Source organism: Sphingopyxis sp. A083 (assembly GCF_001468495.1).
Lineage (GTDB): Bacteria > Pseudomonadota > Alphaproteobacteria > Sphingomonadales > Sphingomonadaceae > Sphingopyxis > Sphingopyxis terrae.
On sequence record NZ_LNSK01000001.1, the window covers coordinates 455,736 to 481,032 of the forward strand.

Genomic DNA, 25,297 nt, shown 5'->3' on the forward strand with positions numbered 1-25,297 from the left:
CCGGCCTGGACGACGTCGGCCGCGTCGTCACCGAGGAACGCCGCAAGATAGACGGGCAGCAACAGCATCTGCACGATCAGAAGCGCGGGCGTCGAGGCTAGGAGCAGCCGTGCGTCGGCGCGGCCGAGATGCGCGAAGGTCACGACATAATCGATGCAGGGGCACAGCAGAACGATGAGGATCCCGAGGCGAATGAGCGGGTCGTCGGGTGCGAAGGGCATCAATCCGGCAACCAGCAGCGGCACGACGATGAAATTGACCCCAAGCAGCGCTGCCAGAAAACGGACGTCGCGAAGCGCCTGTCCGAGCGCGGCGATCGGAACTTGCAGGAAGGTCACGAACAACATGAAGGCGAGCGCGGGGTTGATCGCCGGCTCGAGCGCCGTCGCGCCCGGAACGAACGCGCCCGCCGATGCGCCGAGTAGAACGACGGCGAAATATATTGCGACCTGATGGGTTTCCAAACGGTCGCGCAGCTCGCTTTGCGTCATATATTAAACGGTCCTCGCGCGGTCGGGCTGAAGTTCGATGCTATGCTTGTCGCGCCTCGTTTCGTTCGAGCCGTTCGGGCGATCATGGCGCGCATCTCAAGCGACCGCGAGATCGTCGTAGATCGTGCAGCAGGATGACGCACCGCCCGCACAATCCGCCTCACAGCGCGCGACGATCAGCGCGAGGGCGCGGTCGAGGGCTTTGAGGTCGGCTATCCGGGCGTTCAACTGCTCGCGATGAAGAGTCACGGCCTCGAGTGCATTGTCGCACGACGACGGGCTCTCGCGGATCGCGATCAGCGTCTTGACCTGGTTGATCGACATGCCGAAGTCACGGCAGCGACGGATGAGCGTGAGGCGCTCGACATCCTGCCGTCGGTAGGAGCGGTGCCCCGCGGCGGTACGGGCGGCTTCGGCAAGCAATCCCACACTCTCATAGTAGCGGATCGTCGGAACCGAGCAGCCCGCCGCTTTGGCGGCATCGCCGATCATCATTTCACGCGTCATGGGAAAGGCCATTCATTTATCGCTTGCACCTCAAGCTACTTGAGGCCGCATAGGCATAATCCTGAGCCGGAAATCTGGGAAGGAAAATGTGATGAAGTGGAAAATGGCTATCGGGCTGGGCGCCGCCTGCGCGGCATGCTGCGCTTTTCCGCTGCTTTTCGGGGCCAGCGCCCTAGGCGCACTCGGAATCGCGAGCGGGAACGGGATCGCCATCCTCATCGGCAGCCTCTTGCTCGCCGCGGTCGCCGCCGCCTATGTCGCACAGCGTCGGCGCCAGCAGGCTCCGGCGACCTGCAAAATCGACGGATCGTGCGGCTGCAAGCCGGAAGGGGCAAATTGATGGCCACGCGCATGGAAATGCCGGAGCAGACTGGCTCGGCCGAAACGGGCGCCGGGGTCGCAGCGACAATGACGTCGTCGGCGGCGGTGCTGAGCTGCGCGGCCTGCTGCGTGCTTCCGCTCGCCCTGCCGGCTGCGGCGCTCGCGGGCGCGGGAGCCGCATTGAGCTGGCTCGAAGGGGCAGCGCCATGGCTGCGCGCGCTCTCGGTGATTGTCGTCGCCGCCGCATGGTTCATCGTCTGGCGGCAGTCCAGGGCAACCGGGCGGAAGGCGGCCGCGTCGACCCTCATCCTGCTCGGCGTTTCGACCTTGCTGACGGCAATTGCGCTCTTGTGGGAACCGCTGATCGAAGCGCCCTTGATCGGCCTGCTGCGCTGATTGGACCGCAGCGCAAACCGCTAGGCCCTGGGCAGGTCCGCCAGGTCGGCGGGCGTCGCGACCGGTTCGTTGCGGTCCTTGCGCTCCGAATAGCGGTCGACGAGCTGGTCGGCATGCCTGCGCGTGAGCACGGTGAAGCGCACCAGCTCTTCCGCGACATCGACGATGCGATCATAATAACTCGACGGTAACATGCGCCCCGCCTCGTCAAACTCCTGCCAGGCCTTGGCGACGCTCGACTGGTTGGGGATTGTGATCATCCGCATCCAGCGACCCAGGATGCGGAGCGTATTGACGCTGTTGAACGACTGCGAGCCCGCCGACACCTGCATCACCGCGAGCGTGCGGCCCTGCGTCGGGCGAACGCCCTTGTAGGCGAGCGGCAGATGATCGACCTGCGCCTTCATGATGCCGGTGATCTGGCCGTGGCGCTCGGGGCTGCACCAGACCTGACCTTCGGACCAGATCGAATGCTGTCTGAGTTCCTCGACCGCCGGGTGATCGTCATCGGCAACCTGGTCGGGAAGGGGCAGGTCGGACGGGTCGAAAATGCGGGTTTCGCAGCCAAAGAGCTGGAGCAGGCGCGCGGTCTCCTCGACGACGAGGCGTGAAAAGGATCGTTCGCGCAGACTTCCGTACAGCAGGAGGATGCGCGGCGCCGGATCGAGCGGCCCGAGGCCGAGTGCGGGTTGCGAGCGAGTATATTCGGGGCTTAGAGCCGGGAGATGGTCTGCGTCGGCGAGGACGCGCAGACGCGTGAAATTTTGTTCGGTCATGAGTGTCAGGCTTCCGAAGGCGTGCTTGCCGGGAACCAGCGCCGTCCGAGACGGAATGCGACGCTGACGAGCAGGATGAGGACGGGGACTTCGACGAGCGGGCCGATGACGGCTGCAAACGCGACTGGCGAGGCGAGGCCGAAGGCGGCGATCGCGACCGCGATTGCGAGCTCGAAATTATTGCCTGCGGCCGTGAAGGCGACCGCAGTGGTTCGAGGGTAATCGGCGTCGATGACCTTGCCCATCCAGAAGCTGATGAGGAACTGCACCACGAAATAGATGGTGAGCGGGATTGCGATCCGGACGACGTCGCCGGGTATGGTGACGATCTCGCTGCCCTTGAGGCTGAACATCGCGACGATGGTAAAAAGCAGCGCGACCAGCGTGATCGGACCGATCGTCGGCAGGAAGCGCGTCTCATACCATTCGTCGCCTTTTGCGCGGGCAAGGAAATGGCGCGTCAGATAACCGGCGAAGAAAGGGATACCGAGATAGATGAGCACGGCCTCGGCGATCGTCCAGAAGCTGACATCGATGATGCTGCCTTCGAGCCCGAAGAGCGGCGGCAGCACGGTGAGGAAGAACCAGGCATAGACGCTGAAGAAGAGGATCTGGAAGATCGAGTTGAAGGCGACGAGCGCTGCGACATATTGATTGTCGCCCTTCGCGAGCTGGTTCCACACGATCACCATCGCGATGCAGCGCGCGAGTCCGATCAGGATCAGGCCGGTCATATATTCGGGCTTGTCCGCGAGGAAGACGACCGCGAGCGCGAACATCAGCACCGGCCCGATGATCCAGTTCTGGATGAGCGAGATCGCGAGGACGCGCTTGTCCTCGAACACGCGCGGGAGCTCGTTGTAGCGCACGCGCGCGAGCGGCGGATACATCATCAGGATCAGGCCGATCGCGATCGGGATGTTCATGGTTCCGATCGACATCGCATCGATCGCGGCTGGCAGCCCCTTGAAGAGCGACCCGAGGAGAACGCCGAGCGCTATCGCGAGAAAGATCCAGAGCGTCAGATAGCGGTCGAGGAACGACAGGCGTTCGGTCCTTGCGGCGGTCATGACAATCCCCTCAGGTCCGAACGCGATTGCCGTCAGCATCGACGACCTGCTCGCCATCTTCCTTGACGAAGGCGCCGAGCTGGCGCGCGGGAAGAATGTCGAGCACCGCTTCGGATGGTCGGCAGAGTTTCACCCCGAGAGGCGTCACGACGAGCGGCCGATTGATGAGCAGTGGATGCGCCATCATCGCGTCGACAAGAGCGTCGTCGGTGAGGTCGCGGTTGGCGAGGCCGAGGTTATCAAAAGGCGTGCCCTTCTCGCGGAGCAGGTCGCGCGGTGCGATGCCGGCGCGGTCGATCAATTCTTCGAGCATGGCGCGCGACGGCGACGTCTTCAGATATTCGACGACATGGGGTTCGATACCGGCGTTGCGGATCAGCGCCAGCGTGTTGCGCGAGGTGCTGCATTCGGGGTTATGGTAGATGATGATATCGGACATGGCGCAGGCTCCGTCAGCAGCAGGCAAGTTCGGCGAGCAGCGGCTCGCAGAGTTCGGGACGCCCTTGGCAACAGTCCATGGCAAGGAAGAGCATCAGTCCGCGCAGCGTGTCGATGTCGGCGCGCTGGATGAACTGGCGCCCTTGCTTTTCCGATCGCACGAGGCCTGCCTTCGCGAGCACCGCGAGGTGCGTCGAAAAGGTGCTTTGAGACAGGCCTGAGGCTTCGACGAGATCGCCGGTCGAAAGGCCCTTTGGCTCGTGGCGAACAAGCAAGCGAAATGCGTCGAGGCGTGTGGGATGCGCCAGCGCGGCGAGAGCGGGTAAAGCGGAGTCGCTGTTCATTCATCGGGATTATCCGATGACTTTTCCCATGTCAAATTGCATCGTAAATATCCGATGCTTTGGGTGGATTCGGCCTGCGGCCGATCCGGTTCAGCGCGAAGCGCGGTAGCGCCTTCTTGTCTAGATTCGCGTCGGGCAAATGACAGGGGATCCGAGTTCGCTTCGCACGCGGCAATATTCGGGGGAGAATGTCAGCGCGTTTGTTGACGCTATGGACCGCCGCAAGGCCCGGCCACCTTTGGTGGCCGCAGAGGAAGAGGGGGAAGTGGCAAGGTGGCGGGTTGAAACCGGGAGAGAGTCTCCCGGACCCGTCGCGGAGACATGCCATGACCCTTTTACCCAGCACTCTCGCCCGCGATTCGTCCCCGGGCTACAGCCATTGCGCTTATCTGGCTCTATTACTCACTCGAAGACAAGATCCTGCGCCGAGCGCGCATCCGGTACTACAGCTGACGACGCCGCGATCAGGCGAGCCAGAGCCCGATCAGCGCTGCGATCGACACCATGACCAGGAATCCGTTGACGAGGATCAATAGCCAGCCGGGTAGCTTCGCCGTGTCGGGCTTGGGCGGCGGCACACCCGGTGCGAACTCGCGCCAGATCGCGGCGATAAAGCACAGGGCGCTGAATAGGACCAGAACCGAGCCGGTGCCCGCGATCATCCAGTCGGGCACCAGCTTGTCGAGCAAGGCGCGAGCACCGATGCCGGCTGCCAAAGCAGCGAGCCCGGTTCGCACCCAGGCGGCATAGGTCCGTTCGGCCGCGAGGACGGTCCGATCCGCAGCAAGTACTGTGCGGCGATCGGCGCTGTTGGTCTGCTGCTCGGCGCTGGTCGCGAGCTTGTCGGCGCTCTTGACCAACTGCTTGGCCGCGTGGGCGGGCTTTGCCGGGTCCGGCGGGGTGTCGTCGGTCACAGGTCGAACCCGTCACCGGGCTGCTGGAGCCGGTGGAAGGTTATGCCAGCCTTCTCGAAATAGGGCTCATAGGTATCGTAGCGCTGCGTCAGGAACCAGTCGCGGGCATAGCCATCGTGGACCGGGAGCACATGGCTTGGACGCATGGAGCTGGCGAACTCGTAGGCGCCGATCTCGGTCAGGAACGGCGCCATCACCGGCAGCGCCAGCGCCTCAATTCCAGCAAATTGGTGGAGCCGTTCATCAAAGCTATCGCCGGGATTGAGAAGGCGATCATTGACGACGAATGCCAGAACGGCCGGGATTTCTTCGGCGAGGATCGGCTCATGGCGCACCGGCAGGGCACGGACCGTGAATGGTCCAAGGTCGAGCCCTTCCTCTCCGACCTCGCTGACGGTGAAGCCCTGGCTGCGCAACGTGGCTGCGACCTTGTTGCCTCCGAATATCCGCGGTTCGCCATCGCCGACGATGGTGCGTAGCGCCTCGCAGTCGAAATGATCGGGATGGCCGTGCGTAAATAGGATGAAATCCACGTCGCTGAGGTCGCGAGGATCGACGCGCCCATCGACGAACGAGAATTTGCCCGGGTCGAACAGCAGCCGCTTGCCGTCGAGCGTCAGCCGCAGGCAGCTATGCACAAATTTCTCGATACGCATCGGGCGCCTCCTTCATTCAAGCAACGCGGCGCGCGGCGATAAGTCACTCAGCCAGTCCCGCCCGACGCGTCGGGAGCGCCCTGACTTCCGGATTCCTTGCCGGCCGGCGCCGCGCTGCCCTGCTTCGCGCTCAGCGCCGTCAGATAGTCGACGATCGCCGGGATATCCTTTTCCGAGACCGGTGCCTTATAGACCTCCTTCATCTTGGTGACCGTCGCCTTCCACTGGTCGGCCGTGAGCGCGGGCTGGGTCAGCGCCATGCTGGCCGAATGGCACGAGGTGCAGTTCGCATTGATCACGTCGGCGTGCGGTCCGTCAGGATATTGCTGGTCGTCGAGCGGCAGGTCGACCGCGTCCGATGTGAGTGTGAAGCCTCCAAACGCGACACTCGATGGCGCCGGCCCGCTGGGAGCCGGAGGTGGCGGGGCTACACGGCTGCCGGGCGGGCCGATCGCGATTAGTACGAGGGCAGCAAGGCCGACTGCGCCGAACGAGAGCGTGCCGATCGAAGGGACTTTCATCTCGGCTCTCCTCAGGACGCAGTGATGTTGGTGGTTTCGATATTGCCGCGCATGAACCCGCCCGGGTTCCAGATCGGCGCCATCGGCTGCGCGACCCCGGCCGTGTTCCAGCAGCGCGACATCAGCCGCACATTTCCGCGCGCCGGCAGCGGCACCTGCGTGTCCCAGCGGCGGAAGCTGTATTTGCCGTGATCGGGACCGAGGCGGGTGTGATACCAGGTACGCCCGCCGTCGGTGGAGACATCCACCTTGGCGACCCCGCAATCGCCGCCCATCGCGATGCCACCGAGTGGTATCGTCTGGTCAAAGGCAATGGCCTGTCCTTCGCCGAGGCTCGTTACCCAGGAGCGCGGGATCATCCGGTTGATCGGGACGGTCGGGAAGTCCTTGGCACCGGGCTTCACATTGGCGCCAGGCGTCGCCGGGATTTTGTAAGCCTTGGCCATCCAATATTCGTCGTCGGGGCCGGGCAGCACCTCGATGTCGTTGAGCATCTTGACCCAGTAGGTCGAATACCAGCCCGGCACGATCAGCCGGCAGGGAAAGCCGTTGAGCAAGGGCAACTGCTCACCGTTCATGCCGAAGGCGATCATCACCTCGCCGTCGTGGGCGTGATCGATGTCGAGCGCCTTCTCGAAATCCGGCGCGCCGGCGACGACGGGCTGGTCGAGCGCGCCGAAACGCACCTGCACCGCGCCCGGCTTCACGCCGGCAAAATCGAGGATGTCGCGCAGCCGCACGCCGAGCCATTTGGCATTGCCCATCGCACCATTGCCCCATTGTGCGCCGGGCACACGCGGCTGGAACAGGCCGCGGCTGTTGCCCGAGCACTGATTGACCGCGGCCATCTCGACGCGCGGCAGGCGGAGCAGCTGCGCAAGGCTGATCGATAGCGGCCGGTTGACGTGGCCTCGAACGGTGAGCCGAAAGGTATCGACATCGATCGACGTCGGGATATCGGCCCAGTGCCAGCGCACGAAAAACTGGTCGTTGGGAGTGAACACGTCGCGGTCAAACACCTCCATCGGGGTCTCGAGCAGCGGCGGGTGCATGCGCTGGAGGATCATGCTGCCTTTGCCGGGAAAGGCGCTGGTCATCGGCCGTCCGGCATTGCCACCTGGCAGATGGAGATCGACAAGGCTCTGTGCGAGCGCTGGGCCTGCGGCGAGCGCGGCACCGCCCAGTGCGGCCTGGCCGAGGAAACGGCGACGACTGCTTTGCGCGGCGAGCCAGGTGTCGAGCTTGTCCATGATAGCATTCCCTTCTTCGGGCGAACGTGGCCGACCCGGCTCGTCGAGCCAAGCGATCGGATTTTCGATTTTGATCGCCTCAGGCGATCAGTTGGGTGTGGCGATGCAGGGCGATACGAAGAGATGCCCCTTCCATGCGCCGGTCAGCGTCTTGGCGGCGACTACCACCCACATCATGGCGAGGGCAAGGGTGAGCACCGTCCCGACGATCCCGAAGAAGGCGAGGTCGAAGGTCGTACCGAGGCGGAAGGTTGCGACCGTGTTGACGCCGAGCGGGAAGGTATAGCCCCACCAGCCGAGGTTGAACGGGATGCCAGCGCGCCAGTAGCGCCAGGTGATCAGCATCGCGAGCGCCAGCCACCACAGCCCAAAGCCCCAGAGCAGCAGCCCGGCGATGCTGCCGAGGCCCTGTGCCACGCCGGCGATCGACGCGAGGCCGTGTGCGGAAAGGATGGCGGGCGCGTCGCCGCCCAGCACCAGCATGCCCAGCGCACCGGTGCCGATCGGGCCGAGCGCGAGCCAGCTCGACGCGGCCATGCCCTCGTGCGGCAGCTTGTGCAGTGCCATGCGCAGGATGAGCAGCGCGAGGATACTGAAGGCGACCGGCACCGAATAGGCCCAGAGCACATAGGAAGTGAGCAGCGTCACGAACTGAGCATGCGGATCGGCGAGATGCGGCGCGAGCAGGCCGCCGCTCGCCGCCGCGACCTCGGCCGCGACGACTGGAAGTAGCCAGACTGCAGTCATGCCATCTAGGCTGTGCTCGTGGCGAGTGAACATGAAATAGGGAATGACGACACCGCAGGTCACCGCCATCGCAACGTCGATCCACCACAAGACATGCGCTACACCGACGATGCCGTCGCCGAACCGGGCGATCCCAAAGGCGAGGCAGCCGTTGATGATCGTGGCGAGGCCCATCGGGATGGTGCCGATGAACATCGACACCGTGTTATGGCCGAAGATCCGCCGCGCCTCATGGCCGAACAGGATCCAGCGCGCAGAATAGATACCGGTGAAGAGCGCGAAGAGCGCGATATTGAAGAACCAAAGCACCTCGCCGACCGGCTTCAGCGTCGGGCCGATGCCCGGCACCTGCGGAAGCGCCAGTGCGAGGATGCCGGTGCCCATGGTCGCGGCGAACCAGTTGGGCGTGAACTGGCGGATCATCTCGCGGGGATGATCGAGCCGCGAGAGCGGTCGCAGGCCGTCGAGCACGGGCTTGAGATCGCCGGTCATCATCCAAGCTCCTTCACGAGATCGGTCAGCGCATCGGCTGCCCTGGTGCGAAAGCGCTCCTTGTGCCGCAGCGCTTCGAACGGACGCGCCGGCAGTCCGAGGCCAAGATCTTGGAGATGCCCGGCCAAGAGCGCACGGCGGACGACCAGCTCGGACAGCACCGCCACCCCGGCGCCGGCCTCGACCGCCGAACGAACCGCTTCGTTGGACGGCAGGGTCATGCCGATGCGCAGGTCAGCGGGATCGATGCCGCGATGGCGCAGCACTTCCTCGAAGGTCGAGCGCGTGCCCGATCCCTGTTCGCGCACGATCCAGTTGGCCTCGCGGATCCAGTTTTCATCAACATTCCTGGTTCGCTCTGCGCCGACCAGTAGCATCCGGTCCTCGGCGACCTTCCAGTGCGCAAGTGCCGGCTGGTCGACCGAACCTTCGACAAAGCCCAGTTCGGCCGTGCCGTCGAGCACCTGCGCAGCAGCACCGTCGGTGTTTTCGATCACCAGTTCGATGCCGATCAGCGGATGGCGGCGATGAAATTCAGCGAGGCGCGCAGGCAGCCAGTAGCTGGCGATGGTCTGACTCGCGACGATCCGCAGCGTACCGCGCTTGAGACCACCGAACTCCGACAGCGCCAGTTCGGCGCTCGCGGCCCGGCCAAGGACGGCGCGCGCCTCGTCCAGAAACATGCGGCCGGCCTCGGTGAGCTCAATGCCGCGCCCGACCCGGTGAAAGAGCGGCACGTCGTGGCGCGCTTCGAGCGCGGCGATGGCGGCACTCGCCGCCGACTGGGTGACGTTGAGTGCCTCGGCGGCGCGGGTCATATGCTCGCGCTCGGCGACGCCAACGAAAATACGAAGTTGTTCGAGGGTCATATCGATCTCCTGCAGGGATCAATAGACCGGCGCGATCAATCGTTCCAACTTGTTGATTGGATCGTTCCAATCGTCATTTACGATTGGTCGAGCAGGGCCGCTGTTTCGCTGAATGCCGCGCGAAGGCGATCCCCAACCTGCGGACTTGTACAGACGTTGGCCGGGCTGGGGTGCGGCATCGGGATGATCTTGATCGAAGCATCATGCGCCGACACGAGTTGTCCGGCCTTGGTCGCCACCCGGCCGGCCAGCAAGCAGACTTTCAGCTTGGGCAGCAGCGCGAGAAGCCCGGGAAGCGTGGCCAGCCCGGCATCGATCTCGGCTTTGCGCACGGTGCGATTGCGGGCGCCGGGTGGATGCATGATCCAAGGCACGGTGTTCCAGAGCACACAATCGGACCGGTCGATGCCGGCCTCGTCGAGATAGCGCCGCAGATTGCGGGCGGTCCCGGACGGATTGTCGCGCGACACGAAGCGCGTGCGCTCAGGCCCGGGACCCGGGGTTTCGAGAAGCAACAGCAGCCGGGCGTCGATCCCGCCGTCCGCCGGGTCGAAATGCGGCACAGGTCTGCCGTCGGCCAACAGCCCTTCGCGCCAGCATTCGAGCTGTGCGACATGTGTATCCGCCAAGGACTGCCGCCGTCGCTTGATCAGGTCGGGTTCGTCGAGCCAGGCCATTCATCTCCATTCGTGATCGGAACGACAAGTATCATCGGTTGGATCGATGACTGGTGAGCCGTCATCTTGATCACAGGAACAGCGACGCTTCATTTCGCAGCGCTGTCGATCCGGAGATCCGACATGGCAACGCGCATCAAGCAGACCGAGTTTCAGGCCGAGGCACAGGTCGAGCCGGCGGCCAAGCCAGCATTACGGCTGGTCCGGCCCGACGATCCCTATGCGGAGCTGGAGCGTCCGGCGCCCGGCGTCGCCAATCGCGGCGTGCATCCGCATGTGCTGGTCGCGTTGGTCGGCTTCTACGCGATGATGGTGGCGTCCTTCTGGACCTTCTTTGCACGCGATGCCTATGCCGCCAGCGTACTGGTGATGGTGACCCTGTTCATGGTCATCTACTTCTCGCTGATCGTGGGCGGCATCCTGCTTGCCGACAGTCCGGTGCCGGGCGAGCGGCAGCGTAGCTTCGGCGAATTCTTGAACGGTACGGTCGAAATCCTCGCCTTGACGATCAGCGGCCGCGAGGCGACGATGCAAATATTCCTGCTGCCGGCGGCGATGATGACACTGGCTGCCATCATAGGCGTTATCGCGAGACTATCATGAGAAGGGGCATGCGCTTGAAACTGATACTGGGTCTTGCCGGCCTCGGCCTCGCGGCATCTGCAGGCGCGCTCGCAGCGGCGCCGCAGGACTTCGCCACCGACATGGCCGCCGCGATGGAGCAGATGCACCATGAGATGATGGTCGCGCCGTCCGGCGATCCGGACCGCGACTTCGCGGCGATGATGATCCCGCATCACCAGGGCGCGATCGAGATGGCACAGGCGCAGCTGCGCTACGGCAAGGACGAACGCCTGCGCCGTCTCGCGCAGGGCATCATCGTTGAACAGCGTCAGGAGATCGAGGTCATGCAGGCGATCCTTGCCGAGAAGGGCGCACCGCCGAGTGTGCCTCACCAGCATCAGGGAGACGGAAAATGATTATGAATCACCTCAAGACGGCGTTCGCCATGTCCGCCCTCGGCCTGCTTGCAAACACCGCATCCGCGCAGCAGGTGCCCAATGCGACGCCCGACCGGCCGATCAGTTCGCAGGACCGCTTCTATACTTCGGACCAGTTTTCCAACACGGTATCGGTCATCGACCCGTCAACCAACCGGCTGCTCGGCGTCATCAAGCTCGGCGATCTGACGCCCGCCAATCTGAGCCCACTCTACAAGGGTCAGCTTCTGGTCCACGGCATGGGCTTCTCACCCGATGGCAGGACGCTGGCGGTGATCTCGATCGGGTCGAACTCGGTGACCTTCATCGATACGGCCACCAACGCGGTCAAGCACACCGCCTATGTCGGCCGCTCGCCGCACGAGGCGTTCTTCCGTCCCGACGGGCGCGAGGTCTGGGTCAGCGTTCGCGGCGAGGACTATATCCAGGTGCTCGATGGCAAGACGTTCGAACCTGCCACGCGCATCACCGTCCCGAACGGCCCGGGCATGACGATCTTCTCGCCCGACGGCAAATACGGGTACGTTTGCTCGAGCTTCTCGCCCGAGACGGTCGTAATCGACACCAAAGCCAAGAAGATTGTCGGACGTGTCGCCCAAGCTAGCCCCTTCTGCCCCGACATCGCCGCGACCCCCGATGGCAGGCAGGTCTGGCTGACGCTCAAAGATGTCGGCAAGGTGATGGTGTTCGATGCCAAGCCGCCGTTCGCTGTCCTTAAGACGATCGACACCGGCGCCATCACCAATCACGTCAACATCGCCCGCACGTCGCGCGGACAGTTCGCCTATGTGACGGTCGGCACGCAGAATATCGTCAAGGTGTTCCGGACCGATACTTTCGAGCAGGTCGCCGCCGTCCCGGTCGGCGCGCTGCCGCACGGGTTATGGCCTTCGGGCGACGGCACCCGCATCTATGTTGGGCTGGAGAATGGCGACGGCGTTGCGGTCATCGATACTGCGACCAACCGCCTGCTCACGACCATCCCTATCGGTCAGGGGCCGCAGGGCGTCGCCTATGTGCCGGGCGCGGTGCCTTCGGGCGACGGCATGGCCAATCTGGTCCCGCTCGATATGGCCAGCGGCAAGGTCCAGTTGACCCTGTCAGGCCAGGGCCAGAGCCAGGTCACTTTGTTCGATCAGGGGCAGGTCCAGATCCTGCAGGCCGCCGTCGCGGGCCTGCCGTCAAAGCAACCGTTCACGCTTGGACTGGCGACCAAAGCAGACGGGACGGGTGCGATTCAACCTCTTGCCAAATTCATGACCAATCCGGCCGGCGCCGCCATCGTCAACGCCGTCGGGCCGATCCGCCAGATTGTCGCGGATGCTGCCCCGGCCGAGCGTCGTTATTTGGTCATTCGTACAGGTGATCCGGATTCGCAGGGCGCGGTAGTGCAGAAACAAGCCCATTGAAGCCCGCGCGCTGCTGGCTACGAATTGAACGCAGCGGCGTTTCTTGCTCTTTGGCTCCCACGTCTCTGAAGGGAAGCTCATCGAACGTCCGCGTTTACCGAAAGCCGACGGACGCCGTCTGACCTGCTAACGACGGCTTTGTCCCAGATTTTGCCTGTCCAGGGGATCCGGACGCTTACCCTGGCCGTCCATGATGTTGCCTTGGGCCGGTTCGAGGCGATCGAGACTTTCTGTGTCGATCATGCCCTTGTATTCGCGCGCTGGGCTGGCGGCGCTCCCGGGGCGTTCGGCCCGGAGCGGGTGGTTTTTGACGGCACGACCGTTCGGCGTTTCAGCGCCTCGGACGATGACGAAATCCTGATCTCGGCGGAAACGGTGCGCGGTCTCGGCAGCTACGCGGCGGTGCTGTCGCATCTCGCAGCGGCGGAATTGGAGGTACCCCGTTCCGAATCGACGGCAGAAGCTGAGGGCAAAGCGAAACCGGTCGGTGTCGACACCTCCCCGCCAGAGGATGCCGCATACCCGCGACGGCGGCGAAGCCGGCGTGATCAGTTTGCCATCGGGTTCGCGGACTTTCGCCAGCGTCGAATAGGCACCCGAAATGTCGCTTCCGGACCTGCAGTCCGCCTGAGCACCGACAAGTCTGCGGAGGCCCCGAGACGACCAGCGGGTTGGCCGCTGGCGACCGACTGCGCCTGCTCGGGGAAGGCAATATGCGAGAAATGTCAGCTTTATAAAAAATTATTATTGACAATGTCAGATTGCTAATTAGTTAGCGTGGCAGGAGATCTGCCATGAGTGATGGGCCCTATCGTTCACTGCCTATGTCGCCACGTTGGAAGCTCGCGGCCAAATGCGCTTATGTTGAGGCTTTCTCGACCCGCGAGATTGCCGACGCGCTGCATGCTGCTGCCGAGCGGGATTGCCGCGCCGAATTGTCGCCAGGCTTTCTCAGCAGGGTGTCCAGCCTGATCATCGGCCCTGATGAACCTGGCCTATTTCGCGACCTCCCCGTTGCCGATCTCCGCGCGATGCACTCCCAGGCCAGTTCGCCGATGGAGGCGAGCTTCCTTCGGAACGCGGTCGATGCCCTCAATGACGGTTGCGCTCCGGCCGACGCCCTGCAACAGGCGGCCGAGGGCACCGTCTCCGACCGGCTGCTCGCAGGATTTCGCCAGGTCGAAGAGCATATGTTCCGCGAGGCGTCCGGCCAGCGCGCTCGCGCTGTGCGGTCGCGTCTCGAAGGCGCGCATGGCGAGATCGATATTTCCGCGGTGGCGCGGCAAGTGCTTCGCACCGCGGATGCCCCGCAGGCTCCGGCCGCTGCCACCTATTCCGGCCTAGACGACGGAGTGCCGCTGTGAATGTGAAGGCTTATCATGTGGCGGATGCGGAAGGCGTTCGGATCGACGCCGTGGAGGAAGACGAGCCGCTGCGTGACGGGGCGCAGGGCGCGATCCTTGGCAAGAGCATCACGCTGTCGATTGAGGGGCTGAAGGACTTCTTCTTCGCGGATTGGCATCCCGAGCTGGTCGACCTGATGATCATCGCTGCCGCCGTCGAATATTGCGATCTGAGCGTGCGCCGTCCGGCGTGGGGCTGGGCGCGCGCCTTCGATCTGCGCGTCGCCGTTCATGACGACAGCCTCTGGAACAAGCCATCGGTGCGACAAGCGCTGGGGGAAGCACTTGCCTTTCTCACCGGCGACCGCTGGGCGTTGAGCTTCGTCCGGCGCCAGCACGATGTCGTCGAGGTCGGTCCGCGTAAGCTTGATCTCTCGATCCCCGACAAGATCATCATGCCCTATAGCGATGGTCTCGATTCACGGGCCGTGGCCGCCCTCGTCGCGGCAAAGGAGAAAGGCGGGCTGGTGCGGGTCCGTCTCGGCACCAAGGGGGCCGACACTAAAGGGACGCCGCGCAAGCAGCGGCGGTTCACTGCGGTTCCGTTCGATGTGAAGCTGGGCAAGCGCCAGCGCGTCGAATCCTCCGCGCGGTCACGCGGGTTCAAGTTCGCGATGATCACTGGCATCGCCGCGCAGCTGGCGAAGGTCGATCGGATTGTCGTCACCGAGAGCGGACAAGGCGCACTCGGTCCGATCATCGCGTCGAGCGGTCAGATCTATCCCGATTATCGCGTGCATCCCGCCTTCACTCAGCGGATCGAGAAGCTGTTCGCGGCCATGGGAAAAAGCGTCCCGACCTACGAGTATCCGCGCATCTGGTATACGAAGGGCGAGACTCTTGCCGCGGCTCACGCGCTGGAGGCTGCTCCGACCTGGCACGACACGCGCTCGTGCTGGCAGGATTCGCGGCGTGTCAGTTTCGGCGGCCGCCGACGCCAGTGCGGCATCTGCGCGGCCTGCATGCTGCGCCGCATGAGCATGCACACCGCCGGGATCGTCGAGGCATCCGACGAATATATCTGGGAAAATCTCGGTGCGAGCGACATTCACGGCGGCACCGTCAAAGGGTTTGCCCGGATGAGCAAGGCATTCGAGGATTATGCGATCGCGGGGATTCTTCACCTTGATCATCTCGCCGCCCTCGCGCGCTCGGACTTGCATCGCCGCGCAGTGCGGCGCGTTGCGCATGAAACCGCCGACGGGCTCGGGATAGAAGCGGCGGTCGCCGAGCGGGAAATGTTCGATCTGCTCGAACGGCACCGGTCGGAATGGCTCGCCTTTCTCGCGAGCCTCGGCAAGGAATCGTTCGTCTCGCGGATCGCGATGGTGTCGCCATGGCAATGATCACCGGATCCCTGACCGCCGAAGGCATTGGCGAGCTGCTGCGCGACGCGCGCGAGAATGCCAAGATGACCCAGGCGGCGGCTGCGGCGGCGCTCAATGTCGCCCGCACCACACTTGTCGCGATCGAGCAGGGGCAACGCCGCGCGCGCGTCGATGAACTGCAGAAGCTGGCTGCGCTCTATGGAACTTCGCTCAACGTGCTGCTCCGGCAGGACAGCGCGAAGGTCGATCTGCGGCCGCGCTTCCGCAAAGCCGGCGAGCAGGGCGACGAGATCGATCCGGCGATCAACCTGCTCAACAGCCTTGTCCAGGCCGAACTCGAGCTGGAAAATCTCCTTGGCATCAAGCGCGTGCGGTTCGATCCGCCCGAGCGCCCACTGTTGCCGGGCAATGTCCTGCTCCAGGCCGAACAGGATGCGTGGGAGCTGCGGCAGCTGCTGGGGCTCGGCCTGGCGCCGATCCACGACATTGTCTCCTTGCTCGAACTGCAGCTGGGCGCCAGAGTGTTCATCCGCCGCATCGACCCGAAGATTTCGGGTCTCTATGCCTTTGACGATGCGATCGGCGCGTGCATTCTTTTGAACGCCGCCCATCCGCGCGACCGGCGCACCCAGACCGGGGCGCATGAGCTTGGCCATTTCATTTCGACCCGGAGGTCGCCGGACGCGCTCCATGCCAATTCCCCCGAATCCAGCCGCGAAGAGCGTTATGCCAATGCGTTCGGGCGCTGCTTCCTGACCCCGGCGAGGGCTGTTGCGGCCAAGTTCCAAGAGCTGACCGCGGGCGCGGCGAAGCTCACTCGCCGCCATATCATCCTGCTCGCGCATTATTTCGGTGTGTCGCGCGAGGCGATGGTGCGCCGGCTCGAGGAACTTGGCCTAACTAAGGCGGGGACCTGGGACTGGTTCGCGCATCAGGGCCGCATCACCGACGTCCAGGCGCGCGAAGTGCTCGGCGACGCGATTCCGGCCGACGATGCGCGCGCGGACGCACGGCGCCAGGTGTCGATGCGCATGAGCCTCATGGCGAGCGAGGCATGGCGCCGCGAGCTGATCAGCGAAGGCCAGGTCGCGCGTCTGCTGCATATCGACCGCGTGGATGCCCGCGCGCTGATCGACGAGTTCGAAGCGGAAGGAGCGGAGACCGATGAGTCCCCCTCGTTCCTGCTTTGATGGCGGCCGTCCGCTCGTCGCGGATGCCAGCGTCTGGATCAACATCATCGCAGGGGGACAGGCCATCGCGATCCTTCGAGCGCTTGTCCGCCCGCCCATCCTGCCTCGCATTGTGCTCGGTGAACTTGAGCGAGGCCGCGACAAGGGGCGAGCGACGGCCGAGAGGATGGCCGAGCTGATCGAGATGGGGCTGGTCGAAGTCGCCGAGCTGCACGCGGACGCAGAAGCCTTGTTCATGGGGTTCGTCGTCGGTTCGATCAGCGAGACGCTCGACGATGGTGAGGCCGCAACTTTGGCGCACGCCCTCCAGATCGGCGGTACCGCGATGATTGACGAGCGCAAGGCGATCGGCCTCGCTAGTCGGCGCTTCCCGGCCTTGCCAATCGTTAGCTCGGCAGAATTGCTACTGAGTCCGGTGACGCGCGGCGTGCTGAATCAAGAAGAGATAGCGGTCATGCTTCATGCCGCCCTGCAAGGCGCCCGGATGCGGGTTCCAGACGAATATCTTGCCGAGGTTTGCCGGATTCTTGGGCCCGTCCGGGCCGCCGATTGCACGAGCCTGCCGGCTGCATTGCGGAGCAAGTCGATGCTGGTTTCGAAAGGGGAACGAGGCGACCTTGCCGGGAGGCGCTATGAGCTATGACATTGCTGAAGGCCAGCGCATTCCCGGAGTAGCCGCGCACTCGATCGACCCGATCAATCCGCGCTCCGGATGCGCTGACCGAAAGAGTCATTGAGCGAACTTCATCTTTGCCGCCTTCCGCACGCCAGTCTCGAGATGTTTTGCGATCTCGTCCGAAGTGCGGCTGACCGCCAGCTTCACAGCTTCATCGATATGAACATAGTCCTGCGTCACACTTTGCGACGCGTGGCCTAGCATCGCGCGGATCGTGAGCTCGGAGAAGCCGAGTTCGCCAGCCATGCTCCCGAAGGTGTGGCGCAGCGTATGCGGCGTTACACCCTCGATGCCGGCCGAGCGGCACAGGCGAGCCAGGCAGTCGCTGACGGCGGTAAAAGGGCCTTCGCCATTCGACGCGGGAAAGACGTAGGGGCAGCCGGCAATTTCGGGCTGTGCGACAACGATCTTGACCGCCTCGGGTCCGATCGCCCGATATTGCGCGTCGCTCTTCGTGTCGGGGAACGCGACGTAACCGCAGATGGGGTTGACCCACTGCCGCTGCAGTGCCTGCGCCTCTTCCCGCCGATAGCCGGTCAGAAGGAGAGTCCTGACAATTGCGAGCGCAACGGGGTTCTCGGAACTCAGTTCGGCCCGGCCGATCGCCCGACCGAGCAGCTCGATCTCGGCGATGCTGAGACGCCGGGTCTTTTTCTTGGTTGCGAGCTTCTTCGCGCCCTTCGTGGGGTGTTCGGCAATCAGTCCCTTATGCTTTGCATGGCCGAGAATGGCCTGAAGGGTGCCGAGGCTCCTCCCGGCGACGCCGGCACCGCCCGTCGGGCGGCCGCCGCGCCCGCCCGAAGGAGGCTTTCGGGTTTGACCGGTGGCGATGTCATTTTGCATGGCCTCGACGTCGGCGATCGTCAGCTTCCGCACGAGGCGTTTACCCGTCAGCGGGATGATATGCGTCCGGATGCGGCTCTCATCCATGTTGAGCGAGGTGTCCTTGATCGGGCGGTTCTTCCGTCCAAGAATGCGGCCGGCCCGCGCTTCGACGAGATACCATTCGCACATCTCGGCGACATTGAGATCCTTCCGTACCCGGCGCGACTCCTCTGCGGGATCTTCGCCAGAGGCGACCTTGCCCAACTGGATCTTTGCCAACTCGCGGGCTTGCTCGACCGTCATCACGCCGAAGCGCCCGATCTTCACTCGCCGAACCCGGCCTTCCTCATTCATATACTGGATGACGAAGGTTTTCGTCCCGGTTGCGCCGACACGGACACCGAAACCTTTGATCTCGGTATCCCAAAGAAATGCCTGGCCTGTCGCTGGTGCAGCCAGCGCATCGACCGTCCGCTTATTGAGCTTTGCAAGCGCCACAAGTTCCTCCATCATATTACGCGAGGGTGGCAGATTCGAAAAGTAATAAGGACGTAATAGAAAATCACCGCTTCGCAGGGTAGGTCGAGGATAGAATATCGTAGGCTGAAGTCAACAAAAGCTTGGTTTTTCGTACCTTGGCGTAGAAAAAGAAGCTCTGGGGTATTTGCAGTAATTTCTTGCCAAGGTTGGGGTCGAGGGTTCGAATCCCTTCGCCCGCTCCAGTTTTTCCCGACATCGGAAATAGCCAAGACGGGCCGGTCAGGCCCAGGCTTCGCGGTACAGCGCCTCGATCGTTGCCGTGTCGGGGATGCGGGGATTGTGGCCCGGGGATCCCGATGCGAGCGCCTGTTCGGCCATCAGCGGCAGCAATTCGGTCCAGCGCGCTTCGTCGATACCATAGCTTTTGGGGGTCGGGACCGCGAGGTCGCGGTTGACGTCGCGCAGTGCTTCGACCAGTCGCGCCACCGCCGCCTGGTCGCCTTCGCCCTCTGCCGCCAACCCCATCGCGCGTGCGCAGTCGGCATAGCGCGGCAGCGCCGCCGGCGCCGACCAGGCGGTCACGGCGGGGAGCAACATCGCGTTCGACAGGCCGTGCGCGACATGGAAATGCGCGCCGATCGGGCGGCTCATGCCATGGACCAAGGCGACCGAGGCGTTGGAGAAGGCGATTCCGGCCTGCAGCGATCCCGCCATCATCGCTTCGCGCGCGGCGCGATTGCCGGGTTCGGCGCAGGCGGTGCGCAAATTGGGCCAGATCGCGCGCATCGCGGCGAGCGCCATGCCGTCCGAGAAAGGATTGGCGAGCCGCGACACATAGGCCTCGATAGCGTGGGTCAGCGCGTCGATCCCGGTGTCGGCGGTCAGGCGCAGCGGCTTGGTCAGGGTGAGCTCATAGTCGACGATCGCGATGGTCGGCAGATAGGCGAGGCCCGCGCACAGCATCTTTTCGTCATTGGCCTCATCGGTGATGACCGTCACGCGCGTCGCTTCGGATCCGGTGCCGGCGGTGGTCGGGATCGCGACGATCGGCAGGGCTGGGGCATCTTCCTGATGCGGCACCTTGCGCTCGCGCATTGTGCCGCCGCGTACGGCGAGCACGGCGACGGCCTTCGCCGTATCGATGGGGCTGCCGCCGCCGAGCGCTATCACGCTGTCATGCGCCGCTTCGGCGACAAAGCTGTGCGCCGCCTCGACCGATGCGACCGTGGGGTCGGAAATGACGTCGCAATAGGCGCGCGCCGCGATCCCCGCGGCGGCGAGGATTGTCAGCAGCCGGTCGAGCGTGCCGTTCTGCGCAAGGAAAGGGTCGGTCAGGATCGCCGGAGCGGCGAGGCCGAACTGGGCGAGCGCCGCCGGAAGCTCGGCGATCGTGCCGCCGCCGATGCGGATCGACCGCGGCAGGAAGATCGAGGCCATGGCTATGCTCCTTCGCGCTGCTCCGTCAGAACAGGCCCGGCAGTTCGCGCTGCGCGGCGCGGGGATCGGCCGGCATCAGCATCTCCGGCGCGGCCGGTGCGGCGGCGAAGCTGCGCGCGGCAATGCCGGCGGATGCGCTTGCGATCCGCGCCGTGCAGCTTTGTCCCGACAGGAAATCGATTGCGGCGCGCACCGATGCCTCGCGCACGTCGCCGAGCGGATAATCGAGATCGTCCGCGGCGGCGCAGCTGTTCGCTATCTTGGGCGCCAAACCGGTAAAATAGTCGCTCGGCCCGCTCGCATTGCCCGTCGAAAAGGCGATCACGCGCATCCGCTCGTCGCATTCGCTCTTGTCGAGCGCGATCTGGCCGACGGGCTTGCCATAGGTGTTGCTGCCAACCAGCGTCATGTTGGTGCCGAGCCAGGGCAACATGCCGTTGATGACGAGTTCGCTGGCCGACGCGGTCGATCCGGTGCCGATGAAAGCGATGCGCGTCGGCGCGATCGCTTCGGGCTGATAGGTGAATTTATGTTGGTCGTCGTTCGCGGCCGCCTTTTCGGGGCGAAAGCTGGTCCGCGAAAAGACATCGCTTGCCGCGCGGTTGCGGCCGAGCAGGTCGCCGAACAACTCGGCGGTCGCGACGAGGCCGCCGCCATTGTAGCGCAGATCGACCACGACATTGGTGATCCCCTGGTTGCGGAAATTCAGGAAGGCGTCGCGCAACTGCTGGTCGGCCGAGCTGATGAAGGTGCGCAGATTGATATAGCCATAGCTCTGGCCGCCTTCGGTGATCACCTTGGCGCCATAGCGGTCGGACACGGGGTCGATATTATAGTCGGCCTTGGTGACGCTGACGTCGCGGGTGCCGCCCGCATCGCTGATCCGCAGTAGGCGCGTAACGCCCGGATCGCTCGGCCCCAAAGCATTGGTGATGCCTGCATTCCCTTCGCTCGCGACGATGTCGGCGATGCTGCGCAGATTGGCGGCGCTGGTCCCGATCGCCAATATCTGCGTGCCGCGATCGATCCCGGCGGCGAGGGCAGGGGCACCTTCATAGGCTTCGGCGATAATCACGCGCTGGGTCGACGGATCATAGGTCAGGCGGACGCCGAAACCTGCGCTCGACCCGCTGTTGTAATAAGCCGTCTCTTCGGCGATCGATGTGACGTAAGTGAAGCCCCGATCCTTGTTTTGATTCCTCGCGGGTTCAACCAGAGCGTCGATATAATCCTGCACCGTCGAATAGCTTGCCGGATTGACGTTCGTCGCGACGTCGTTCGGGAAGAGATACCATTCGTCTATCACCGACTTGGCAAAGGCCTGCTGTGCCGACAGGCCGCAGCTGGCGGTCGGCGTGGGGGTCGGGCTGGGTGTCGGGGTGACCGTTACCGGCCCGCTCCCCGCCGTGCTGCCACCTCCGCCGCCGCACGAGGCAAGCATCAGCGCCGCCATCGTCAATGCGGTCAGCGACGCCTTCGGTTTCGCCATGTCCCTACTCCCCTTCGTCATGCTCCGGCGCGGTATCGCCGCGTCCTTTGAACCCTTGCGCGATCACATATAGCTCGGGCGACCCCTTGCGGCTTGCAGGCGGCTTCGCATGTTTCACGCTCGCGAAATTCTGCTTGAGCAGCATCAGCAATTCGCGGTCGGCGCCGCCGGCGAACACCTTGGCAACGAAGGCGCCGCCGGGCAACAGGGTCTGGACCGCAAAATCGGCGGCCGTCTCGGCGAGTGCGATGGTGCGCAGATGGTCGGTCTGCGGGTGTCCGACGGTGTTGGCCGCCATGTCGGAGATGACGAGGTCGGGCGCGCTGCCGAGCGCCTCGATCAGCGCGTCGGGGGCGGCGTCGTCCATGAAATCCATCTCGAGGATCGCGACGCCTTCGATCGGTTCGCAGGCGAGCAGGTCGATACCGGCAACGCGCGCGCGCGGGTTGGCCTTGCGCACCACCTGCGACCAGCCGCCGGGGGTGATGCCCAGATCGACGACCGCGCGCGCCTTCTTGAGGAAGCCGAATTTGTCGTCGAGCTCGATCAGCTTGTACGCGGCGCGCGAGCGATAGCCTTCGGCCTGCGCGCGCCGCACATAGGGGTCGTTGAGCTGACGCTGCAGCCAGCGCGTCGAGGATGCGGTGCGGCGGCGCGCGGTCTTGACGCGCTCGTGCAGTCCGCCGCGCCCGCTGGCGCTTCCGCCTCCGCCCTTGCGCCCGCTCATTTGCGATACTCGCGCCGGGTGACCGGAATGTCGCGCCCCTGCATCGCCAGCGTGCGCAATATCCCTTCGCGGATGCCGCGATCGGCAACGCCGACGCGCAGCGCGGGCCACAGATCGATAATGCTTTCAAGGATCGCGCAGCCCGCGACGACGAGGTCGGCGCGTTCGCGGCCGATGCAGGCGATTTCGGCGCGGTCGTCGAGGCTCGCCTCGGCCAGCCGGCGGCTGATGTCGCGCATCGCGTCGGTGGGAACGACCAGCCCGTCGACCGCGCGCCGATCATATCGCGGCAGATCGAGGAAGACGCTCGCCAGGGTCGTTACCGTGCCGCTCGTGCCGAGCAGGCGCAGCGGCTGGCCTTCGTAGCACTTCACTCGTTCGGCGAAACCGGCGAAGGCCTCGCGCGTCACAGCGCGCATATGCGCATAGCTCGCCTGCCGGGCCGAGAGATTATCCTCGCTCGGCGGCGCATGTTCGGTCAGCGAGACGACGCCCCACGGCACGCTGATCCAGTCGCGGATCGCAACATCATGGTCGGATATATCGACGTGCATCAGCTCGGTCGAACCGCCGCCGATGTCGAAGATCAGCGCCGGACCGTCGCCGGGTTCCATCAGATTGTGGCAACCCAGCGCGGCGAGTCGCGCTTCCTCGGCGGCCGAGATGATGTCGAGCACGATACCGGTTTCGCGGCGCACCCGGTCGGCCAGTTCGACCCCGTTGGCGGCGCGGCGGCACGCCTCGGTCGCCACCGCGCGTGACAGGGTGACATGGCGGCGGCGCAGCTTGTCGGCACAGATGGCGAGCGCGGCGACGGTGCGGTCCATCGCGGCTTCGCTGATCCGGCCGGTGCTGTGCAGCCCTTCGCCGAGGCGCACGATGCGCGAAAAAGCGTCGATGACGACCAGTTCGCCTTCCTGCGGGCGCGCGATCAGCAAACGGCAATTATTGGTGCCAAGGTCGATGGCGGCATAGCTGCGCGGCCGTACGACCGGCACGGGCCGCGGGGGCGGTGCCGTCTTGTTTCGTCCCTTTGCCGCCTGTCCTGACCGCGGCGGTCGGCCCGATGGCGCTGCCATTTGCCGCATGATTTAAATGACCTGTCTCAACTCACCCACCCGCGATCAGCCGCGGGCGTGCACTTGAGACCGAACCTAGGCGCGCCCCGGCGCGATGGCAAGGTGCATGGCGCAGCAAAACCCCGCCCGGCGCGGGGCCGGACGGGGCAAGGGAGACTGTCTTTTGTTGGGGCTCGGGCCTGCCTTAGCGACGGCAGCCGTCATTGCCCTTGTCGATGGCGCGGCCGGCGATGGCGCCGACGGCGCCGCCGATGATCGTGCCGACGGTGCGGTCGCCGCGGCCGGCGATTTCATGGCCGGCGAGGCCGCCCGCGATCGCGCCGATGATGGTGCCGCCGGTGCCATTGTCGCACTGGCGATAATTGCGGCGGTCGTAGCGACGATCGTAGCGGCGGTCGGCCCGATAGTCGCGGCGGTCATAGCGGCGGTCGTAACGGTCGTGGCGACGGTCGTCGCGACCATAGCCGCTGTAATAGGTGCCATAGCTGCCGTCGTAATAGCCCTGCTGGGCGGCGGCCGGCGTCGCCACGCCCAGCGTCGCGGTCGACATCAGGGCGGCGAGGGAGAGCGTCATCATCTTTTTCATCGTCTTTCTCCTTCAATCTCTTGTGTCTGCCCGGTGCGGGCGGTGGGTCGATGAAGGGGTTTTGCCCGATTCGGCTTGAGGGAAGCCTGAACATCATTGTTGGCATTCGTTCAGCTTCGCGCGCCCGGACGCCGGGCTTGCCTGCAAGGAAGGTTCGGGCCTATCGCCGCGGCGATGCGCCGCCTTCTCTCCGCCGCCGCTATCTTCCTCATACTCGGCCCGCTGCCCGGAACCGAGCAGCGGTTGCGTGTCATGGACCGCACCTCTCAGCGGATCGAGGCGCGGCCCCTGGTCTATCCGGCGGGCCAGACCGGGATGCTGCGCTTCGTGCGCGGCTGGCGACTGGTTAGCCCCAATGCCATGTTCGGCGGCTTTTCGGCGCTGGCGCTGACCGGCCCCGACCGGTTTCAGATTGCCGGCGATAACGGCGTCCTGGTCCGCATGACCCTGACCGACGAGGGGCAACCGCGCGCGGCGCATATCGGCACGATAGCGTCACCGACCGGTGGTGGGCGCTACAAATCGCAGAGCGATGTCGAATCGATGCTGGTCGATCGGCAAAGCGGACGAACCTGGCTGGCGCTCGAAGGCCTCAACCAGGTCTGGCGGCTCGACCCGACGCTGACGCATATCGAATCGCGCCGCGCCTTGCCCGAACCGGCCTGGCCGTCGAACAGCGGGCCGGAGGCGATGGCCCGGCTGGCCGACGGCCGGACCCTGATCTTTTCCGAAGACGCGCATAGCGATCCGCGGGGACGAGAGGCGCTGCTCTACACGGGCGACCCGGCCGCACCGGGGCCGGCGCCGCTGCGCTTCTTCTATGATGCTGAAGGAAAGGGGCTGGTCAGCGACGCCGCGCCGCTACCCGACGGCCGCGTTCTGCTGGTTCACCGGCGGCTGGGTCTTTCCCCGATCTTCACGACGACCCTCGCGATCGTCGACCCCGCCGATATCGCGAAGGACGCCGTCGTCCGGTCGGTGGCGATCGGTCAGGTTCCGGCGCCGCTCGCCGACAATTATGAAGGGGCGGCCGTTATGCGGCGGGATGGCCACACGTTCGTGTGGCTCGTCGCGGACAATAATTTCAACGCCTGGCAGCGCAGCCTGCTCGTCGAATTCGAACTCGTCGACCTGCCGGACAGCAAAAAGGCCGCGCGGTAAAACCGGCGGCCTTTTTGTCGCAGCACGTCGAAGGACG

29 protein-coding genes and 1 pseudogene are annotated in these 25,297 nt (G+C 64.7%); 11 read left to right on the forward strand and 19 right to left on the reverse strand.

The window, feature by feature from the left end; translation table 11 throughout:
- Window positions 1-41: 41 nt before the first annotated feature.
- Both ATE59_RS18305 and ATE59_RS02210 read right to left on the reverse strand, forming a co-directional pair.
- A pseudogene (locus tag ATE59_RS18305) lies at window positions 42-491 on the reverse strand (arsenic resistance protein); the annotation flags it as partial.
- 96 nt (window positions 492-587) lie between these two features.
- A complete protein-coding gene (locus tag ATE59_RS02210; protein WP_058455326.1) occupies window positions 588-998 on the reverse strand; it encodes a MerR family transcriptional regulator in 411 nt (136 codons plus the stop codon).
- 91 nt (window positions 999-1,089) lie between these two features.
- Between ATE59_RS02210 and ATE59_RS02215 the strand changes: the two genes are divergently transcribed.
- Entirely contained in the window at window positions 1,090-1,338 is a 249-nt protein-coding gene (locus ATE59_RS02215) for a hypothetical protein (RefSeq protein ID WP_058455255.1), read from the forward strand.
- Window positions 1,338-1,715: a hypothetical protein gene (locus tag ATE59_RS02220; RefSeq protein WP_058455254.1), complete on the forward strand. Its 378-nt coding sequence runs from the start codon at window positions 1,338-1,340 to the stop codon at window positions 1,713-1,715. The genes ATE59_RS02215 and ATE59_RS02220 overlap by 1 nt, the downstream gene beginning before the upstream one ends.
- Window positions 1,716-1,735: 20 nt before the next feature.
- Here the strand turns inward: ATE59_RS02220 and arsH are convergent, their stop codons facing one another.
- From arsH to ATE59_RS02275, 11 genes are all read right to left on the reverse strand, one after another.
- Window positions 1,736-2,491 (reverse strand): arsenical resistance protein ArsH, encoded by a 756-nt coding sequence (gene arsH, locus ATE59_RS02225; RefSeq protein WP_058455253.1) that lies wholly within the window; start codon window positions 2,489-2,491, stop codon window positions 1,736-1,738.
- 5 nt (window positions 2,492-2,496) lie between these two features.
- Window positions 2,497-3,561 (reverse strand): ACR3 family arsenite efflux transporter, encoded by a 1,065-nt coding sequence (arsB, locus tag ATE59_RS02230; protein ID WP_058811047.1) that lies wholly within the window; start codon window positions 3,559-3,561, stop codon window positions 2,497-2,499.
- 10 nt (window positions 3,562-3,571) lie between these two features.
- A complete protein-coding gene (gene arsC / locus ATE59_RS02235; RefSeq protein WP_058811048.1) occupies window positions 3,572-4,000 on the reverse strand; it encodes an arsenate reductase (glutaredoxin) in 429 nt (142 codons plus the stop codon).
- 13 nt (window positions 4,001-4,013) lie between these two features.
- Complete coding sequence (locus ATE59_RS02240; RefSeq protein ID WP_058811049.1) at window positions 4,014-4,343, reverse strand: ArsR/SmtB family transcription factor; 330 nt, start codon at window positions 4,341-4,343, stop codon at window positions 4,014-4,016.
- Between the two features lie 464 nt (window positions 4,344-4,807).
- On the reverse strand, window positions 4,808-5,257 hold the full coding sequence (locus tag ATE59_RS18310) for a DUF202 domain-containing protein (RefSeq protein WP_058455252.1): 450 nt from the start codon (window positions 5,255-5,257) through the stop codon (window positions 4,808-4,810).
- Entirely contained in the window at window positions 5,254-5,913 is a 660-nt protein-coding gene (locus ATE59_RS02250; RefSeq protein ID WP_058455251.1) for an MBL fold metallo-hydrolase, read from the reverse strand. The genes ATE59_RS18310 and ATE59_RS02250 overlap by 4 nt, the downstream gene beginning before the upstream one ends.
- A gap of 47 nt (window positions 5,914-5,960) precedes the next feature.
- Window positions 5,961-6,434, reverse strand: coding sequence for a c-type cytochrome (locus tag ATE59_RS02255; RefSeq protein ID WP_058455250.1), 474 nt, complete (start codon window positions 6,432-6,434; stop codon window positions 5,961-5,963).
- Between the two features lie 11 nt (window positions 6,435-6,445).
- Complete coding sequence (locus tag ATE59_RS02260; RefSeq protein ID WP_058455249.1) at window positions 6,446-7,684, reverse strand: molybdopterin-dependent oxidoreductase; 1,239 nt, start codon at window positions 7,682-7,684, stop codon at window positions 6,446-6,448.
- An 87-nt stretch (window positions 7,685-7,771) separates the two neighbouring features.
- Entirely contained in the window at window positions 7,772-8,926 is a 1,155-nt protein-coding gene (locus ATE59_RS02265; protein WP_231729122.1) for a TDT family transporter, read from the reverse strand.
- Window positions 8,923-9,792, reverse strand: a complete 870-nt coding sequence (locus ATE59_RS02270) for a LysR family transcriptional regulator (RefSeq protein ID WP_058455248.1) — start codon at window positions 9,790-9,792, stop codon at window positions 8,923-8,925. The genes ATE59_RS02265 and ATE59_RS02270 overlap by 4 nt, the downstream gene beginning before the upstream one ends.
- A 77-nt stretch (window positions 9,793-9,869) precedes the next feature.
- Window positions 9,870-10,469: a uracil-DNA glycosylase gene (locus ATE59_RS02275; protein WP_058455247.1), complete on the reverse strand. Its 600-nt coding sequence runs from the start codon at window positions 10,467-10,469 to the stop codon at window positions 9,870-9,872.
- 123 nt (window positions 10,470-10,592) lie between these two features.
- Between ATE59_RS02275 and ATE59_RS02280 the strand changes: the two genes are divergently transcribed.
- The 8 genes from ATE59_RS02280 (at window position 10,593) to ATE59_RS02315 (ending at window position 17,443) form a co-directional block, all read left to right on the forward strand.
- Window positions 10,593-11,072 (forward strand): hypothetical protein, encoded by a 480-nt coding sequence (locus ATE59_RS02280; RefSeq protein ID WP_058455246.1) that lies wholly within the window; start codon window positions 10,593-10,595, stop codon window positions 11,070-11,072.
- Window positions 11,073-11,080: 8 nt separating this feature from the next.
- Window positions 11,081-11,449, forward strand: coding sequence for a CopM family metallochaperone (gene copM, locus ATE59_RS02285; protein WP_120694178.1), 369 nt, complete (start codon window positions 11,081-11,083; stop codon window positions 11,447-11,449).
- A 2-nt stretch (window positions 11,450-11,451) separates the two neighbouring features.
- Window positions 11,452-12,879, forward strand: coding sequence for a YncE family protein (locus ATE59_RS02290; protein ID WP_058455244.1), 1,428 nt, complete (start codon window positions 11,452-11,454; stop codon window positions 12,877-12,879).
- A 138-nt stretch (window positions 12,880-13,017) separates the two neighbouring features.
- Window positions 13,018-13,647 carry a hypothetical protein gene (locus ATE59_RS02295; RefSeq protein ID WP_058455243.1) on the forward strand — a complete coding sequence of 210 codons (630 nt, stop codon included), beginning with the start codon at window positions 13,018-13,020 and terminating at the stop codon, window positions 13,645-13,647.
- Between the two features lie 26 nt (window positions 13,648-13,673).
- Complete coding sequence (locus ATE59_RS02300) at window positions 13,674-14,243, forward strand: hypothetical protein (protein WP_058455242.1); 570 nt, start codon at window positions 13,674-13,676, stop codon at window positions 14,241-14,243.
- A gap of 17 nt (window positions 14,244-14,260) precedes the next feature.
- The gene (locus tag ATE59_RS02305; protein ID WP_156416692.1) at window positions 14,261-15,628 is read left to right on the forward strand and encodes a 7-cyano-7-deazaguanine synthase; all 1,368 of its coding nucleotides are present in this window, start codon (window positions 14,261-14,263) and stop codon (window positions 15,626-15,628) included.
- On the forward strand, window positions 15,625-16,800 hold the full coding sequence (locus tag ATE59_RS02310) for a helix-turn-helix domain-containing protein (RefSeq protein WP_197409123.1): 1,176 nt from the start codon (window positions 15,625-15,627) through the stop codon (window positions 16,798-16,800). The genes ATE59_RS02305 and ATE59_RS02310 overlap by 4 nt, the downstream gene beginning before the upstream one ends.
- Window positions 16,775-17,443, forward strand: coding sequence for a hypothetical protein (locus ATE59_RS02315; protein WP_058455239.1), 669 nt, complete (start codon window positions 16,775-16,777; stop codon window positions 17,441-17,443). The genes ATE59_RS02310 and ATE59_RS02315 overlap by 26 nt, the downstream gene beginning before the upstream one ends.
- A gap of 87 nt (window positions 17,444-17,530) precedes the next feature.
- On the opposite strand, the gene ATE59_RS02320 is transcribed toward ATE59_RS02315, so the two are convergent.
- From ATE59_RS02320 to ATE59_RS02345, 6 genes are all read right to left on the reverse strand, one after another.
- Window positions 17,531-18,799 (reverse strand): site-specific integrase, encoded by a 1,269-nt coding sequence (locus ATE59_RS02320; RefSeq protein WP_156416560.1) that lies wholly within the window; start codon window positions 18,797-18,799, stop codon window positions 17,531-17,533.
- Window positions 18,800-19,060: 261 nt separating this feature from the next.
- Entirely contained in the window at window positions 19,061-20,218 is a 1,158-nt protein-coding gene (locus tag ATE59_RS02325) for an iron-containing alcohol dehydrogenase (protein ID WP_058811050.1), read from the reverse strand.
- A 25-nt stretch (window positions 20,219-20,243) separates the two neighbouring features.
- Window positions 20,244-21,707 carry a S41 family peptidase gene (locus ATE59_RS02330; protein WP_058811051.1) on the reverse strand — a complete coding sequence of 488 codons (1,464 nt, stop codon included), beginning with the start codon at window positions 21,705-21,707 and terminating at the stop codon, window positions 20,244-20,246.
- Window positions 21,708-21,711: 4 nt separating this feature from the next.
- The gene (locus tag ATE59_RS02335; protein ID WP_058811052.1) at window positions 21,712-22,434 is read right to left on the reverse strand and encodes an RlmE family RNA methyltransferase; all 723 of its coding nucleotides are present in this window, start codon (window positions 22,432-22,434) and stop codon (window positions 21,712-21,714) included.
- Entirely contained in the window at window positions 22,431-23,522 is a 1,092-nt protein-coding gene (locus ATE59_RS02340; protein ID WP_081611226.1) for a Ppx/GppA phosphatase family protein, read from the reverse strand. Before ATE59_RS02340 ends, ATE59_RS02335 begins: the two co-directional genes overlap by 4 nt.
- A 175-nt stretch (window positions 23,523-23,697) precedes the next feature.
- The gene (locus ATE59_RS02345) at window positions 23,698-24,099 is read right to left on the reverse strand and encodes a glycine zipper 2TM domain-containing protein (RefSeq protein WP_003050684.1); all 402 of its coding nucleotides are present in this window, start codon (window positions 24,097-24,099) and stop codon (window positions 23,698-23,700) included.
- A gap of 174 nt (window positions 24,100-24,273) precedes the next feature.
- On the opposite strand from ATE59_RS02345, the gene ATE59_RS02350 reads away from it, so the two are divergent.
- Complete coding sequence (locus tag ATE59_RS02350; protein ID WP_058811053.1) at window positions 24,274-25,260, forward strand: esterase-like activity of phytase family protein; 987 nt, start codon at window positions 24,274-24,276, stop codon at window positions 25,258-25,260.
- Window positions 25,261-25,297: the final 37 nt, after the last annotated feature.